Below are 14,503 nucleotides of genomic sequence, written 5' to 3'. Positions count from 1 at the left end.
AAAAGGTGAGCAAGTTGGAATTCTGCCCGATTTGTCACGACCGGGGCGTAATCATACGCGGTGAGGCCGCCGTACCCTGCCGTTGCCGGCGGCAGAGGGCACTGGCCAACCGTTTCCGGGATTCCGGACTGCCGGCCGGATTGTGCGAACATAAATTTGAACAGTTTAATTTTGAATACTATGATCATCTCAAAACCGGCGGCGCGTCCGGCGAACCAACGGGTTTTGAGCTGGCCCGCCGGACTTTTCAAGCCGCCCGTGATTTTGCCAACAACTTTCCCGGCAATCCACACCAGGACGGACTGCTGATCAGCGGGCCGGTGGGCAGCGGCAAAACATTTTTGGCCGCCTGTGTGGCCAATTTCCTGCTGCAGGCGGGATATGCCGTTTTGTTCGCCGTTGTACCGGATTTGCTTGACCGTTTACGGGCCACCTATGATCCGGGCCGGCAGGATACGGCCTACCGGGAACAGGATATCATGGACGCGGCCAGGGAAGCGCCCCTGTTGGTGCTGGATGATCTGGGGGCGCACAACTACACCGACTGGACGCGCAACCGGATTTATTCCATCTTAAATTACCGGTTAAACCACCGTTTACCGGTGATTATCACCACCAACATCAATCTGGAGGATCTGGAAGCCTGCCTGGGTGAGCGCACCACTTCCCGGATCTGCCAGATGTGCTGGAGCTGCCGGTTGGCTGTACACATGGATATCCGGGTAATACAACGCCGGGAAAAGCTGAAATACAACTGAAAAACAGGGGACAGGTCCCGTCAACGGGGTAAAAGGGAAGTCCGGAAGGCAGCTGATTTTTGCCGTGCCGGCGCGGTCCCGCCACTGTGACCGGGGAGGAAACCGCCACAAGCCACTGGGCAAGGCCCGGGAAGGCGCGGCAATCCAATGAACCGGGAGCCAGGAAACCTGCCTGTTCCGTCGTCCCGCCCTGTCTTCGCGTGAGAGATATGCGGATGTGTCTTAACCGGACACCTCTCTTTCCGGAAGAAGGAGGGGTGTCTTTTTTACCGGGAGGTTGAAATGTCAAAAAAGAAAAAAGAGTTGCGCAGTGGCATCACCACCGGGGCATCGGCGGCGGCGGCAGCCAAGGCCGCCACGGCATTGCTTTTTGAAGAGCAGTTTCCCGCTGTGGTCACCGTATTCAATCCGGCCGGACAGGCCATTGCCGTACCTGTCGCCCGCCTGGAAAAGACAGCCGCCGGTACACGCGCGGTGGTGATCAAAGACGGCGGCGACGACCCGGATGTGACCCACGGCATGGAAATAGTGGTGAACGCCCGCCCGGCCGGGGAAGGGATAGACATCCGGGGCGGAACCGGAGTGGGCCGGATGACCAGGCCCGGCCTGCAGGTACCGGTGGGGGAGGCCGCTATCAATCCGGTACCGCGGCGGATGATCATGGCGGCCGCCGCCGCACACTTGCCGGCGGACCGGGGGGTAACTCTGACTGTAAGCATTCCCGGCGGGGAGGAGGCGGCCCGGCGCACATTGAACCCCCGCCTGGGCATCACCGGCGGTCTGTCCATCCTGGGCACCACCGGTATTGTCCGCCCCATGTCCGAAGAAGCCTTCAAGGATTCCCTGGTGCCACTGGTGCGTTTGGCCGTGGCCCACGGCCACCGGCAGGTGCTGCTCACCCCGGGGCGCCTGGGTGAGCGCATGGCGGTGGAAGGTTACGGCTTTCCGGCGGAGGCGGTGGTGGAAATGAGCAACTTTGTGGGCTTCATGCTGGACACCTGCGTGGAACAAGGTATAAAGGAAGTTTTACTCTGGGGCCACCACGGTAAACTGATTAAGGTGGCGGCGGGCATTTTTCACACCCACAGCCGCCTGGCCGACGGCCGCCGGGAAACACTGGCCAGTCACGCCGCCCTTTTGGGCGCCGGACCGGACCTGGTGGCATGCATTCTGGAGGCAAACACAGTAGAAAGCGTGATCGAGGAATTAAAACAGCACCAATTGATGGATGTTTTCAAGCACCTGGCCGGACGGGCCAGCCGGCGGGCGGAAGAATACGTCCGCGGCCGGTTGAAAGTGGGCACGGTTATGTTGAGTATGGACGGCCGGGTACTCGGTCTGGACGAAACTGCATTGATGATAGGGAGGGAACTGGGATGCCGGCAATTGGCGTGATTGGCATCGGCCCCGGTCCGGCGGATTACCTGCCACCGGCGGCCGCCCGGATGCTGGCGGAGGCCCGGGCCGTAGTGGGAGGCGAACGCCACCTGAATACTTTTGCCCGCCCCGGCCAGGAAACCTTTGTTTTAAAAAACAACATGCCGGCCGCGGTGGAGTTTATCCGCAGCCGGCGGGACAGGGGAGTGGCCGTGCTGGCTTCGGGCGATCCCGGCTTGTACGGGGTGCTCTCTTATTTGCGCCGCCATTTCCCGCCCGCCGCCTTAAAAGTGTTTCCGGGGATCAGTTCCGTACAGGTGGCCTTTGCCCGGCTGGCCATGCCCTGGCAGGACGCGGTCATTCTCAGCGCACACGGCCGGGACCTGGCCGGCATGATCGCACTGATCGCCCGTCATCACAAAGTGGCCCTGCTCACCGATCAACACTCCACGCCATCCCTGGTGGCGCGGCAAATGGCCGCTGCAAGCCTCGGCCACCGGCGCCTGTACTGCTGCTGCAATCTGGGTTACCCGGACGAAACAATCACCACCGGGACCGCGGACGAATTGAGCGGCCGGAACGCGGACAGCCCTGCCAATTGTGTGCTGGTGATTACAGATGAATAGCCGCTGGCCGTTTTTGACGCCGGGCATACCGGACGACTTGTTTGTCCGGAATAAAGTGCCCATGACCAAGGAGGAAATCCGGGTGGTCACCCTGGCCAAGGCCAGACTGGCTCCGGACCAGATTGTCTGGGATGTGGGCAGCGGCACTGGATCGCTGGCCGTGGAAGCGGCCCGGTTGATTGGCAATGGCATGGTCTGCGCGGTGGAAAGAAACCCGGACGGGGTAAAGCTGATTGAAGCAAACGCCCGCCGCTTCGAGCTGCACAACATCCGGGTGGTTGCCGGCGCCGCCCCGCAGGCGCTGCACGGTTTGCCCGCCCCCGACCGGGTGCTGGTGGGCGGATCGGGCGGGCAGCTGGCCGCCATCGTCACTGTTGTGGATCAGGTGCTCCATCCCGGCGGCCGGCTGGTCATAAACGCAGTCACCCTGGAAACACTGGCCGGCGCCCTGGCCTGTCTAAACCAGCCCTGGCGGGTGGAAGTGGTGCAGGTGAGCGCGGCCCGGGCGGAACAGACCGGGAAAAGTCATCTGCTCCGCGCCCTGAACCCGGTTTTCATTATCAGTGCCTGGAAAGGAGATGCATAAATGCCCGGCAAATTTTACGGCATCGGTGTCGGTCCGGGTGATCCAGAGTTGCTCACCCTAAAAGCCCGGCGCATTTTGGAGTCGGCAGACCTGGTCTGTGTACCGCGTTCGGCGGCGGACCGGGAGAGCCTGGCCCTCTTTGTAGTCAGCAGGGCATTGCAGAAGGAGGTACCCGTGCTGGAACTGTCCTTCCCCATGACCAAAGACCGGTCGACACTGCTGGACAGCTGGGCGCGGGCCGGGGAGACAGTGGCCGCCCGGGTGAGGGAGGGAAAGCAGGTGGCCTTCATCACCATTGGCGATCCGATGTTTTACAGTACCTACGGCTACCTGCTGCGCCACCTGCAAAGGCATCATCCGGACATGGAAACAGAAACCGTACCGGGGGTTACCGCCATGAGCGCCTGCGCGGCCGCATTACAGGAACCGCTGACCGAAGGGGAGGAAACGCTGGCCGTCATTCCCGCTGCTTATGGTGTGGAACAATTGTCCCCGGTGCTGGAGCGGTTTGACAATGTGGTGCTGATGAAAGTGCACCGGCATTTTGATCAGGTGTTGTCCCAGTTGGAATCGCAGGGCCTGGCCGCCGGCGCGGTGCTGGTCAGCCGGTGCGGTTACCCGGATCAAACGGTGCACCGGGAGTTGTCTGCCTTAAAAGGACAAAAGCTGGATTACATGTCCCTGCTCATGATCCGCAAGAGAAAGGGGGAAGCCAGGTGATTTATTTTATCGGCGCCGGTCCCGGCGATCCGGAGCTGATCACAATCAAGGGGGCGCGTTTGCTGGCCGCGTCGGATGTGGTCATTTATACCGGTTCTCTGGTCAGCCCGCGCATTCTGGAGTACTGCCGCCCCGGCGCAGCAGTGCATAACAGCGCCGCCATGACCCTGGAGGAAGTAATGGCGACGATGCGCCGGGCACATACCGCCGGTTTGACAGTGGCCCGGGTACATACGGGGGACCCGGCACTGTACGGAGCCATCCAGGAGCAGATGGACGCCCTGGACAATGAACAGATCCCGTACACCGTGGTGCCCGGGGTAAGCTCCTTCCTGGCGGCAGCGGCGGCCATACCCCATGAACTGACCCTGCCCGGGGTCAGCCAGACAGTGATCCTGACCCGTCTGGAAGGCCGTACCGCGGTGCCGGAAGAAGAAAAATTGAGCGCCCTGGCCCGGCACGGGGCGACCATGTGCATTTTTTTAAGCGTCGGGCAAATGGAGCGGCTGGTGGCGGAATTGCTTGCCGGCGGATACACACCCCAAACCGCCGCGGTGGTGGTGGAGAGGGCCTCCTGGCCGGAAGAGCGGGTCATCCGCGGGACACTGGCGGACATCGCCGGACGCGTAAAGGCGGCAGGTATCACACGCACGGCACAGGTGCTGGTGGGGGATGTTTTTGCCGCCCCCTATCAGCTCTCCCGGCTCTACGATCCGCAGTTCGCCCACAGCTACCGGGGATGCCGGGAATGAGACTGTCGGTGATCGCCGTCACCCGCCACGGCGCCGCCCTGGGCCGCCGGGCGGCCGGATGCCTACGGCAGCAGGGCCATCCGGTGCGCCTGCTGGTGCCGGCACGCTTCCGGGACGGTACCCCGGGGGAGGAGGCCTTCTCCGGACCGCTGGCAGGGGTAATCGCCGCTGAATTTGAACGGGCGCAAGGGCTGGTTTTAATCATGGCCCTGGGCATTGTAATCCGCCTGCTCGCCCCGCTGGTCCGGGACAAGCGCACGGACCCCGCGGTGGTGACGCTGGATGAAAAGGGACAGTTTGTGATCAGCACATTGAGCGGCCACCTGGGCGGGGCCAACGATCTGGCCCGTAGCCTGGCCGCCGGACTGGGGGCGGCGGCGGTGATCACCACCGCCACCGATGTCCGGGGCCGGCCGGCGGTGGACGTGCTGGCCCGGCAATACGACCTGGCCATGGAACCGTTTGCCGCCGTGCGGACGGTGAACGCGGCGCTGGTCAACGGTGAACCGGTCACTTTCTGCAGCCAGTTTACCCTGCCTTTGCCGCAGGCGGACGGCATACACCGCCTGCCGTGGGAGCAGTTACGCACTGGACGGATCAATGGCTGGCTTGTGCTGATTACCAACCGGACGATTGCACCCCCGGCGGCAAATACACTTTTCCTGCGTCCGCGCAATCTGGTGGCCGGCATCGGCTGCCGCCGGGGTATTGACGCACAGCCGGTCCGGGAGGCGCTGGAACGGGCGCTGGCCCTGGCCGGATGCAGTCCGCTCAGTTTGCAGGCGCTGGCCACCGTGGACCTGCGGGCGGAGGAAGCGGCGTTGCAAATTGTGGCCGGGGAAAGGGCGGTCCCCCTGTTCAGTTTTTCCCGGGCGGCAATCCAATCTGTTTATGACCGGAAGGAACATAATTTAAATTTTTCCCACTTCGTTTACGAAAAGATAGGAGTTGGTGGCGTATGCGAACCGGTTTCCCTGCTCACGGCACCGCGGGCCGTGCTGATTCTGCCGAAAACCAGTCACCGGGGGGTCACCGTGGCCCTGGCGGAGGTAAACTCTGGGTGGTGGGAACCGGCCCGGGCGATGCCGCGGACTTAAGCCCCCGGGCTTTACAGGCACTGCAGGAAGCCCGGGTGATTGTGGGCTATAAAACATATATTCAACTGCTCGCCCCCCTGCTGACCCCGGAAAAGGAAGTAATCAGTACGGGCATGACCGGGGAGGTGGACCGCTGCCGGCAGGCCATTGACCGGGCGCGTGCCGGAAACAGCGTGGCCCTGGTGTCCAGCGGGGATCCGGGTGTGTACGGCATGGCCGGGCTGGCCCTGGAACTGCTGGAGCAGGAAGGTTTACTGGAAACGCTGGCGGTGGAAATCATTCCCGGCATCACCTCCGCCACCGCCGCCGCGGCCCGGCTGGGGGCTCCCCTGATGCATGATTTTGTTGTGATCAGTTTGAGTGATCTGCTCACGCCCTGGGATCTGATCGAAAAACGCCTGGCACTGGCTGCGGCCGGGGACTTCGTGATTGTGCTCTACAATCCGGCCAGCCATAAAAGAACGGGGCAGCTGGCCCGGGCCAGGGAAATCATGCTGCAGCACAAACGTCCGGACACCCCGGCCGGCATTGTGCGCAACGCCTACCGGGCGGAGGAAAGTGTCACCGTCACCAACCTGGAACACCTGCTGGAATGTCCGGTGGACATGCTCAGCATCGTCATTATCGGCAACCGGGAAACACGGCGGGCGGGCCGCTTCCTGGTCACCCCGCGGGGATACCGCCTATGATCCTGGTGCTGTGCGGAACGGCCGACGGACGGGAGATAGCAGCCGCCCTGGCCGGGAAAGGTTATTCCGTGCTGGCTTCGGCGGCCACCGCTTACGGCGGTCAATTGCTGGCCGGATACGGCGGGGAGGTAATCACCGGGCGCCTGACGGCGGAGGAAATGCTTGATTTAATGCGGCAAAGAAAGGTGCGCCTGCTGGTGGACGCCACCCATCCTTATGCGGAAACGGCCTCCGCCGTGGCGGCAAAAGCCTGCCGGCTGGCACAGGTACCCTATATCCGTTACCAGCGTCCGCCCGCACCGCTGCCCCGGCACCCGCTGATTCAAAAGGCCGGCGGCTATCAAACGGCGGCAGCGCTGGCCGCCCGGCTGGGTGAAACCATTTTCCTGACCACGGGCAGCAAGACCCTGCCCGTATTTATCAAGGCAGCCCGGGAACTGGGACGGCGGGTGGTGGCCCGGGTGCTGCCGGAACCGGCGATCATCGAAAACTGCCGCCGGTTGGGACTGACGCCGGCCGACATCATCGCCCTGCAGGGACCCTGCAGCGAGGAATTAAACCGCGCCCTGCTGGTGCAATACAAGGCCGCCGTGCTGGTGACCAAGGAAAGCGGCGCCCCCGGCGGCACCACCGCCAAAATCGCCGCCGCCTTGAGCCTGGCTGTGCCCGTGGTGGTCGTTGAACGGCCGCCGGCGCCCCCGGCGGCGGTGGATACATTAAGCGGGCTGCTGCAACGGATTACCGCCATAAGAAATGCGAGGTGAATAATAAATGAAAACGGGCATTATTTTGTTAAGCCACGGCAGCCGCCTGCCGGAAGCACAAATCACCCTGCGCCAGATTAAAGAACAAATTATTCAAAGCGGCAATTACGAACTGGTGGAAGGTGCCTCCCTGCAATTCAACCAGCCCGACCTGCCCACCGTACTGTGCGCCATGGCAAGATGCGGCATGCAGCGGGTCGTGGTGGTTCCGATCTTCATCTATCAGGGCATGCATATGAAAAGGGATATTCCGGCCGTCCTGGCCGCCGAACAGTCCAGGTACCCGGAGATGGAGATCGTGCTGGCCAAGAATATCGGCGCCGACCGCAAACTGGCTGAAATCATCATGGACCGCATCCAGGAGGTGAGCTGAAATGTCCATTGTCGTGGACCCCGCGGCGATCGAACAAAAAAGTATGCATATCATCGAGTGCAGCCTGCCGGAACTGGCCGGCCTGCCTGCGGGTGAAAAAGCGATTGTCAAAAGGGTGGTGCACACCACCGGCGATTTGAGCTGCGCCGCTCTGGTCCGCTTTCACCCCCGGGCGGTGGAAGCCGGACTGGCGGCCATCCGCGCCGGCCGGCCCATTCTCACCGATGTGAACATGGTCCGTACCGGTTTGATTAAAAGCCGCTTACAGGCTTTCGGCATTGAATCTCGCTGTTTAATCAATGATCCGGAAATCGCGGCCGCTTCCCGTACGGAGGGAGTAACCCGTGCCATGCTGGCCATGAAACGGGGGGCACCCGCGGCAACCGGCGGCATTATCGCCATCGGCAACGCTCCCACCGCCCTTTTCACCCTTTGCGACTTGATTGACCGGGGCGAAGCCCGGCCGGCGCTGGTGGTCGGCACGCCGGTCGGTTTTGTTGGTGCGGCCGAATCCAAAGAAACGTTGACCGAATGTGCCGTACCTTACATCACCATGCCCGGCACCCGCGGCGGAAGCACCATTGCCGCAGCAATCATCAATGCCTTGTTACTTATGGCCTGACGTTTTATTACGCAAATTATGTATAACTGCTCCTCCTGCCGGTCAAAAATATTAATCGAGCCAGAAAGGAGGCTAGCATGAACAAGTTGGTCAAATTCGCCGGCCTTTTGACCGCGGTCCTGCTTTTGACGGGCGGGGCGGCGGTAAACCGGGTGGAGGCGGGCGAAAAAAACCCCGCGCAATATGCGGAATTATCCGCATACCGGCACATGATTTGCTATACCGTATCGGCGGGAGATACCCTGGACGGCATTGCCCGTCAGATGAATGTCCCCCTGGTCAGTCTGCTAGAATATAACAAGCTGCATTCAACGCTGATCAGGCCCGGTGATATTTTAATCATTCCGGGCCGGAGCAGCGGGGATGTGCCGGCGGCGTTGTCCCGGGGCGGTATTGACCGGGAGGATTTAATGCTGCTGGCCAGATTGATCCATGCCGAAGCGCGGGGCGAAAGCTTTACCGGACAGGTGGCGGTGGGGGCGGTTATTCTGAACCGTCTGGCCAGTCCCGGATTTCCCAAGACCATCCGGGAGGTCATTTTCCAAAGCAACGGTCACGTCTGCCAGTTCAGTCCGGTAAAGGACGGTTCAATCAATTTGCAACCGGATGAAAAAGCAATCAATGCGGCATTACAGGCATTGCTGGGCCTGGATCCGACCGGGGGAGCGCTGTTCTTTTACAATCCCCAAACCGCTTCCGACCGCTGGATCCGCACCCTGCCGGTGATCACCCGCATCGGCAACCATGTATTTGCCGATAAAGTCTGAGCGCAAGAGTCCCAATATAATAATAGAGCCGGTACTAACCAGTACCGGCTTCGTTTTGCCGGCGTGGATCCAAACTGATGTCCTTGACCAGAATGTGCACCGCCACCACCTGTAAACCGGTCATTTCCTCGACCCGCCGGCGCACCGACTCCTGCACCAGACGACTGACCTGATACATAACCTGCCCGTAATAAATGGTCAAACTTAAATCGATGACCACCCCGTCGTTGCGGCGCAGAATGTTGATCCGCCCGGCGTCTTTCACCCCGGGCACTTCTTTTGCCGCCCGGGCCGCAATGGCTGCCAGGGCGCCTTGGGCGATAGATATTTTTCCGTAATAAGTAAAGGTCGGACGGACCACCGATTGCTCCAGCCAGCCGCGCGCCCCCTGGGGTTCCTTGCGGCGCATGAACACCTGCAAGGGATCGATGATCGTGTCCGGAAAGCTTTTCTTGACCTCCACCGTTGGGGCCGGAATAACGTGTTTGCTGTACTGGGTGCGCATGATCCGGGCCTTGCGTATTTCCCGGGGGGAAGCCAGTTCTTCGATGGCAATATATTTTTTCACCGGCGGCAAACCAAGCCGCCCGGTGATTTTTTCGGCCATCTCATGGGAAGTGGCCAGCACCAGCACCCGCTCCGGCTTCAAGGCGGCCAGCGCGTCCCGCGCCTGCTGCACATGCCCCGGCTCCATAAAGAGGGCGGTTTTGATCGCCCCGATGCGGGTGGGCTGCCGCTTGGCGGACTGGCCGGCCAGAATGCGGTTGCCGTTAATCAGCAAACCGTCGTCAATAATTACTTCGGCCTGATACTCGTGCGCCGTATTAATCGCCCGGAAACTTTTGCCGGTGCCGCTCGGACCGACCAGAGCCAAAACTTCCACCGTACTCCCTCCAAATCATAACCCAGTATATTCGCCGCCGCGGTCCGGGTTTCCTGTTTTCCGGGCTGGACAATCCATATAAAATGGCCAGAATCTGGTACAATAATATTATTACCGCCCGCGCCCCATGCCAAAAAAGGATTTTGCCTGGAAAGCGGCGAAATTATGGCATTGTGGAATTATTTTTTCCCATCCGGGCAAAGAAAGGGGGCAGTATTGTGTCCACCCGCTTTGCAGCCATATTGACGGAAAAATTTCAACTTCCGGCGGAGGAATCAAAATTGTTGGGCAAGACCACCCGGCAGTTGTCCCGGCTGGAACGGCGCCTGTATTTTGAAAAAATAAAGCCCCGCTGCCGGGAATTCAAGCTGTTTTTACAGGGCGAGTATGCTTTGCTCAATGAAACGGAACGCGCCGGCTGGCGGGAAATTACCGCCGGCAGCCTGCTGGAGAAAGGCGGCGAGCCGGATCTGGCCGACAGCCTGGTCATGGACGTGGCCGGCCGGCTGGAAGTGTACCGCCGTTTGCGGGAAAGGGCGGAAAGCGAGGGTGTCCGGCTGAAAGCAATGACCAGCTTCGGCGGACTGTCCATGGTATTGTTTCTGGTGGTGGTTGTCACTGCAGCGGTTTTATACTTGATCAACCATTGACCGGGGAAGCGGCATCATAACTGAAACTGCACGGCATTTCCGTGGCTGGTGCTATCCCCAAAATGACCGCAACAGCCCGGCCGGGGCGAGCCTGTCATCCGTTTCTGCCGGGCAGGCTGTCCGTCCGGCGAAAACGGCCCGGAACCGGCTCCGTCCGGTCATATACCGTCAAGCGGGTAACGGCCGGCTCATCAACTGATAAGGGGGAAAACAGGTTGTGCAATATAATCAACGCCTGCGGTGAAGCGGCCCGGCAACTGGCGGCACTGGAACCGGAAGACGTGGTCATGCGCTCCGGCGCCGCATACGATGAGAAGCGGAAAACCTACCGGCTCAAGTATTTCGGCGCCTGGTATGAAATAGACTGCCAGGGGCGGGTGAGCCTGCCCGGACATGGCGAAGAAATTCCTTATAACGACCGCACCCTGATTATGCAATACCTGTGCTCGGCCAGCGGCCTGCCGCCGCGCAACCGCTGGCTGTCCTTCCTGGAATTGCCCGAAGGCGCCCACCACCACGGACCATTTCATGTAGACGCGCTCAATCCGCTGGCGGCCGCTTTTTCCTCCCTCCCCGATCAATTTTTACGGGCGGCCACAACGCTTGACGGCGAACCGCTGCCCATGGGAGATGCGGCGGCACGCTTTATGGCCTTTCCCCGGCTGCCCCTGGCCGCTGTTTTATGGGTACAGGACGAAGAATTTCCTGCCCGCGCGAACATCCTTTTCGATGCAGTTTCGCCCACCCATCTTAGTACGGCTTCGCTGTGGGTACTGGGAGTGGAACTGGCCACCAAACTCCGGACCTGTTTAAACCCGGCCGTCACCGGAGCGGTCAACTGGCTGGGCAAAGAACAGCGAAAGGAAGGCTGACGGTGAAAAAACATTTCAATCCGCTAGTGACCAAATTCCTGCTCTTCGCCCCGGTAATGGGTATTTTACTGCCTGCGTTCAGCAAAATGAGCCTGGCCGAGGCAGTTGTCACCGCCGTTATTTCCGTACCCGTTGTTTATGTGCTGGCCGATCTGCTGGTCCTGCCCAGAAACGGCACCTGGGCGGCAATCAGTGTGGACGCACTGGCCACCGTGCTGATTACATGGGAGGCATCCTCCTTTCTGCACGGACAGGTACCCGCCCCCCTGGGCACGGTGCTGGTGGCCGCCACTATCGCCACCGGCGAGTGGTATTTTCACGAATACTTGATGCGCACGCTGTTCAAAAAAGGAGGCCGGGGCTGAGCAGCGCGTCCGGCCGTAAAAGCAGGGTTCCGCCCCGGCGCATATATGTATGCTGTATCCTTCAAAGCCTGCGTGCAGTATTCCGGAAAGCCGGGCGGATGCGTGCAGGGAAGGCCGCCCGCGGAGCACCCCGGCAGCAGAAGGGGGCCTCGCGCGCTTCGCCGCATCCCGCTTACAGGGTGATAACATCAAGTCCGCCGGCACACACATAATTATGTTCTTGACTTTTCACCGCAATTGTAGGATAATACTTGTTGCAGCCGGGATGTAGCTCAGTTTGGCTAGAGCGCACGGTTCGGGACCGTGAGGTCGCAGGTGCGAATCCACGCATAATACCCGTAAGCTCAATAAAAAAATGTTTGGATCAATGTCGGGGCATAGCTCAGTTTGGTAGAGCGCACGGTTCGGGACCGTGAGGTCGCACGTTCAAGTCGTGTTGCCCCGACCATTTTATTTTTAAAAGAACATTACGTGGTCGGTAGAGTAAATGGGATAAATCTCCCGGGTAAAAAAATTGCCATCCAATGTTAAGTGATCCTCGTGCACGAGGATCTTTTTTATCACAGCCCGGAGGGCGGCCCGGCTTTCAACCAAGTCCAACTCCTGCCACGCTTCGGCCAGGTTTTGTATAGTTGCCTGGAAGGTATCAATGTTGGCTAAAACCTCCACCTCCGGAGTATCCATAGTAATCAATTTTCTCTTCAATTCCTCTAGATCGGCAAGGTACTGCTTATTCAGACGGGCGAATTGTTCAGCGCTGATTACCTGCTTCCGGTAGCGGTCGTCCTCCAGTTGGTGCAATGCCTGTTCGAGGGTTTTTATTTCCTTTTCCATGCGTTTTCTGTCCAGCGTTGGAGCAGCCTCCCTGGACAGGGCCAGATATTGCGATCTTATTTCACCCCAGAAATCATCGTCCTGGGCAAGGGTAAGAACCTCTGTAACAATGCGTTTTTCTACACTTCCCCCATCCAGCATCTTTGAGTTACATGCTGTTGGGCCACGCAATTTGCGGATTTTGTTAATGTACCGGGGCGGATGATCTTGGTCTTGCGTCTTAACCTGATAGGGCGCACCGTTACGAGCGTCGCAAATTAAGCCGGAAAGTAAATGGGGACTGCTTTTAACCCGGCTGTGCCGGGCTTTGTCCGCCAGTATGACACGCTGTGCCTGGTTCCACAATGACAACGGAACAATCGGGGAGGGTATTGCCCAGTAATCACGTTTAAGTGCTCCCTCCACTTGCGCCCGGGCATCTTCTGGCGATAACTCATGTTTTCTAATCAGATAATCTTCCCAGTTACTGTACTCTGTTCCGTCCAGGATGACAGGGCAATTTATTCTTTCACCGCCGTAATATAACCCGCCTCGTTGCAGCAACCCAATGTATTTAACATTTGACAAAAGGTAGGCCACTGATGTGCCGTCCCACCATTCACCGCCCGCCGGAGATGGCACCGAACTGAAACAACCGAACACTTCCGGGGAATTATGAAGCATCTTAACCAGTAATTCCCGTCCGTAACCATCAACCCGCTTTTTAAATAAAGTCAGAACTACCCGGGCATTCACGGGATCTTTCTCAAATACTTTTTGTTCCGGGTTCCAAACCGCTCCATAAAATTCACGACCGCCATTAAATCGTCCATTTAATATATTTGTTTCCTGACTATCTGTTATCCACTCACTGGTATCCTCGCTGTAAAACTGATTGATTACTCCAATCATGTTTCGAAACATCCGCCCGGCCGGTGTAGAGATGTCAATATCCTCCCGGACCGATACCACATCACAGCCGGCTTCTTCAAACTTATCCACCAACTCTTGAAAGTACTTCCGGCCAAAACGGGAAAACTTATAAACAAGGAGTTTTTTAATTTTTCCCCGTTGAGCCATTTCAAGAAGTTCCATCAGCCCTTTGCGCCTGCTATAGTGGATACGGAACGCTGACTTGTTCAGGTCGTACTTTATGTGCTCTGGCGGGAGGATCCACCCTTTATGCTCGGCGTAACGGGTAAATTCTTTTTCCTGCATTTCGGGGCTGACTTTTTCTTCGTCCCGTTCCACCCGGGAACTGCGTACATACCCACCGCAAACAATTGCCGGTTCCTGTAATGGTGCGATCTTCTTTAACGTTCTGGCCATGTACTCATCTCCTAAAAAAAATAGAGACCCCTGGGTTAACAGGGGCCTCTTGGGCCTCGAAAGTATATGTATGGCTCTCTGGCGCTCAATGGCGCTCCGGTGCTCTTGCGATATGTTAATTCTACGTTGGAGTCTTTATTCCTTTTTTTGATTCGGATCTCACTGCTCACGCCATACTGGGTCCGGTTATACCTGGCCAGGTATGCAAACGGCGACCGCCAGGCATGGCCGTCTTTCTGTGGAATAAGAATTGATATTTGCCGCAGCTTGTTTTACAATATTTTGGGAAGGAGGCGACAAAGGTGAGTTTCCTGGACGGCCTGGATAACGACATTCGCAATAACCTAATAGCCCAGATCCGCGACCTTTGGACGCATGCTTCTACCGCAATCGAAGGGAACTCTCTTACATTGGGGGACACGGCTTTCGTCCTTGGAGAGGGTCTAGTTAGCAGTTGACT

17 protein-coding genes, 2 tRNA genes and 1 riboswitch are annotated in these 14,503 nt (G+C 58.9%); of the genes, 17 read left to right on the top strand and 2 right to left on the bottom strand.

What is annotated here, in order from left to right; translation table 11 throughout:
- Nucleotides 1-5: 5 nt before the first annotated feature.
- From A6M21_RS14385 to A6M21_RS14330, 12 genes are all read left to right on the top strand, one after another.
- The gene (locus tag A6M21_RS14385; protein WP_427854631.1) at nt 6-758 is read left to right on the top strand and encodes an ATP-binding protein; all 753 of its coding nucleotides are present in this window, start codon (nt 6-8) and stop codon (nt 756-758) included.
- Nucleotides 754-948: riboswitch (cobalamin riboswitch) on the top strand. (Overlaps the previous gene by 5 nt.)
- 92 nt (nt 949-1,040) lie before the next feature.
- Nucleotides 1,041-2,153, top strand: a complete 1,113-nt coding sequence (gene cbiD / locus A6M21_RS14380) for a cobalt-precorrin-5B (C(1))-methyltransferase CbiD (protein ID WP_066670100.1) — start codon at nt 1,041-1,043, stop codon at nt 2,151-2,153.
- Nucleotides 2,135-2,761, top strand: a complete 627-nt coding sequence (gene cbiE, locus A6M21_RS14375; RefSeq protein ID WP_066670097.1) for a precorrin-6y C5,15-methyltransferase (decarboxylating) subunit CbiE — start codon at nt 2,135-2,137, stop codon at nt 2,759-2,761. The genes cbiD and cbiE overlap by 19 nt, the downstream gene beginning before the upstream one ends.
- The gene (gene cbiT / locus A6M21_RS14370) at nt 2,754-3,347 is read left to right on the top strand and encodes a precorrin-6Y C5,15-methyltransferase (decarboxylating) subunit CbiT (protein ID WP_066670095.1); all 594 of its coding nucleotides are present in this window, start codon (nt 2,754-2,756) and stop codon (nt 3,345-3,347) included. Before cbiE ends, cbiT begins: the two co-directional genes overlap by 8 nt.
- The gene (gene cobI, locus A6M21_RS14365; RefSeq protein ID WP_066670093.1) at nt 3,348-4,067 is read left to right on the top strand and encodes a precorrin-2 C(20)-methyltransferase; all 720 of its coding nucleotides are present in this window, start codon (nt 3,348-3,350) and stop codon (nt 4,065-4,067) included.
- Nucleotides 4,064-4,819: a precorrin-4 C(11)-methyltransferase gene (cobM, locus tag A6M21_RS14360; protein WP_066670090.1), complete on the top strand. Its 756-nt coding sequence runs from the start codon at nt 4,064-4,066 to the stop codon at nt 4,817-4,819. Before cobI ends, cobM begins: the two co-directional genes overlap by 4 nt.
- Nucleotides 4,816-5,916, top strand: coding sequence for a cobalt-precorrin 5A hydrolase (locus A6M21_RS14355; RefSeq protein WP_161486086.1), 1,101 nt, complete (start codon nt 4,816-4,818; stop codon nt 5,914-5,916). Before cobM ends, A6M21_RS14355 begins: the two co-directional genes overlap by 4 nt.
- Nucleotides 5,880-6,605, top strand: coding sequence for a precorrin-3B C(17)-methyltransferase (gene cobJ, locus A6M21_RS14350; RefSeq protein ID WP_066670083.1), 726 nt, complete (start codon nt 5,880-5,882; stop codon nt 6,603-6,605). Before A6M21_RS14355 ends, cobJ begins: the two co-directional genes overlap by 37 nt.
- On the top strand, nt 6,602-7,369 hold the full coding sequence (gene cobK, locus A6M21_RS14345; RefSeq protein WP_066670079.1) for a precorrin-6A reductase: 768 nt from the start codon (nt 6,602-6,604) through the stop codon (nt 7,367-7,369). The genes cobJ and cobK overlap by 4 nt, the downstream gene beginning before the upstream one ends.
- Before the next feature lie 7 nt (nt 7,370-7,376).
- Nucleotides 7,377-7,742: a sirohydrochlorin chelatase gene (locus A6M21_RS14340; protein WP_066670076.1), complete on the top strand. Its 366-nt coding sequence runs from the start codon at nt 7,377-7,379 to the stop codon at nt 7,740-7,742.
- Nucleotide 7,743: 1 nt separating this feature from the next.
- Nucleotides 7,744-8,364 carry a precorrin-8X methylmutase gene (locus A6M21_RS14335; protein ID WP_066670066.1) on the top strand — a complete coding sequence of 207 codons (621 nt, stop codon included), beginning with the start codon at nt 7,744-7,746 and terminating at the stop codon, nt 8,362-8,364.
- A gap of 77 nt (nt 8,365-8,441) precedes the next feature.
- A complete protein-coding gene (locus A6M21_RS14330) occupies nt 8,442-9,131 on the top strand; it encodes a cell wall hydrolase (RefSeq protein ID WP_066670064.1) in 690 nt (229 codons plus the stop codon).
- Between the two features lie 34 nt (nt 9,132-9,165).
- On the opposite strand, the gene A6M21_RS14325 is transcribed toward A6M21_RS14330, so the two are convergent.
- Complete coding sequence (locus A6M21_RS14325) at nt 9,166-10,014, bottom strand: Asp23/Gls24 family envelope stress response protein (protein ID WP_066670061.1); 849 nt, start codon at nt 10,012-10,014, stop codon at nt 9,166-9,168.
- A gap of 218 nt (nt 10,015-10,232) precedes the next feature.
- On the opposite strand from A6M21_RS14325, the gene A6M21_RS14320 reads away from it, so the two are divergent.
- The 5 genes from A6M21_RS14320 to A6M21_RS14300 all read left to right on the top strand — a co-directional run bounded on the left by A6M21_RS14320 (nt 10,233) and on the right by A6M21_RS14300 (nt 12,349).
- Complete coding sequence (locus tag A6M21_RS14320; protein ID WP_066670177.1) at nt 10,233-10,664, top strand: hypothetical protein; 432 nt, start codon at nt 10,233-10,235, stop codon at nt 10,662-10,664.
- A 215-nt stretch (nt 10,665-10,879) separates the two neighbouring features.
- On the top strand, nt 10,880-11,536 hold the full coding sequence (locus A6M21_RS14315) for a DUF3786 domain-containing protein (RefSeq protein ID WP_066670058.1): 657 nt from the start codon (nt 10,880-10,882) through the stop codon (nt 11,534-11,536).
- A 2-nt stretch (nt 11,537-11,538) separates the two neighbouring features.
- On the top strand, nt 11,539-11,901 hold the full coding sequence (locus A6M21_RS14310) for a DUF2512 family protein (protein WP_066670055.1): 363 nt from the start codon (nt 11,539-11,541) through the stop codon (nt 11,899-11,901).
- 262 nt (nt 11,902-12,163) lie between these two features.
- Nucleotides 12,164-12,240: transfer RNA gene (locus tag A6M21_RS14305), tRNA-Pro, on the top strand.
- A gap of 32 nt (nt 12,241-12,272) precedes the next feature.
- Nucleotides 12,273-12,349: transfer RNA gene (locus A6M21_RS14300), tRNA-Pro, on the top strand.
- Nucleotides 12,350-12,357: 8 nt separating this feature from the next.
- On the opposite strand, the gene A6M21_RS14295 is transcribed toward A6M21_RS14300, so the two are convergent.
- The gene (locus A6M21_RS14295; RefSeq protein ID WP_066670052.1) at nt 12,358-14,043 is read right to left on the bottom strand and encodes a recombinase family protein; all 1,686 of its coding nucleotides are present in this window, start codon (nt 14,041-14,043) and stop codon (nt 12,358-12,360) included.
- Between the last annotated feature and the right edge of the window lie 460 nt (nt 14,044-14,503).

The sequence above is a fragment of the Desulfotomaculum copahuensis genome, from assembly GCF_001655685.1.
In the GTDB taxonomy this organism is placed as follows: Bacteria; Bacillota; Desulfotomaculia; order Desulfotomaculales; family Desulfovirgulaceae; genus Desulfotomaculum_G; species Desulfotomaculum_G copahuensis.
Note: the sequence above shows the minus strand (reverse complement) of the source record. Positions and strands in the feature narration are given on the sequence as shown.

What these genes read in the sequence shown, in the direction of transcription:
- A6M21_RS14330 (WP_066670064.1), top strand. Translation starts at nt 8,442, where the DNA reads ATGAACAAGTTGGTCAAATTCGCCGGCCTTTTGACCGCGGTCCTGCTT.
- cobI (WP_066670093.1), top strand. Translation starts at nt 3,348, where the DNA reads ATGCCCGGCAAATTTTACGGCATCGGTGTCGGTCCGGGTGATCCAGAG.
- cobK (WP_066670079.1), top strand. Translation starts at nt 6,602, where the DNA reads ATGATCCTGGTGCTGTGCGGAACGGCCGACGGACGGGAGATAGCAGCC.
- A6M21_RS14340 (WP_066670076.1), top strand. Translation starts at nt 7,377, where the DNA reads ATGAAAACGGGCATTATTTTGTTAAGCCACGGCAGCCGCCTGCCGGAA.
- cbiE (WP_066670097.1), top strand. Translation starts at nt 2,135, where the DNA reads ATGCCGGCAATTGGCGTGATTGGCATCGGCCCCGGTCCGGCGGATTAC.
- cbiT (WP_066670095.1), top strand. Translation starts at nt 2,754, where the DNA reads ATGAATAGCCGCTGGCCGTTTTTGACGCCGGGCATACCGGACGACTTG.
- A6M21_RS14295 (WP_066670052.1), bottom strand. Translation starts at nt 14,043, where the DNA reads ATGGCCAGAACGTTAAAGAAGATCGCACCATTACAGGAACCGGCAATT.
- A6M21_RS14355 (WP_161486086.1), top strand. Translation starts at nt 4,816, where the DNA reads ATGAGACTGTCGGTGATCGCCGTCACCCGCCACGGCGCCGCCCTGGGC.
- A6M21_RS14335 (WP_066670066.1), top strand. Translation starts at nt 7,744, where the DNA reads ATGTCCATTGTCGTGGACCCCGCGGCGATCGAACAAAAAAGTATGCAT.
- cbiD (WP_066670100.1), top strand. Translation starts at nt 1,041, where the DNA reads ATGTCAAAAAAGAAAAAAGAGTTGCGCAGTGGCATCACCACCGGGGCA.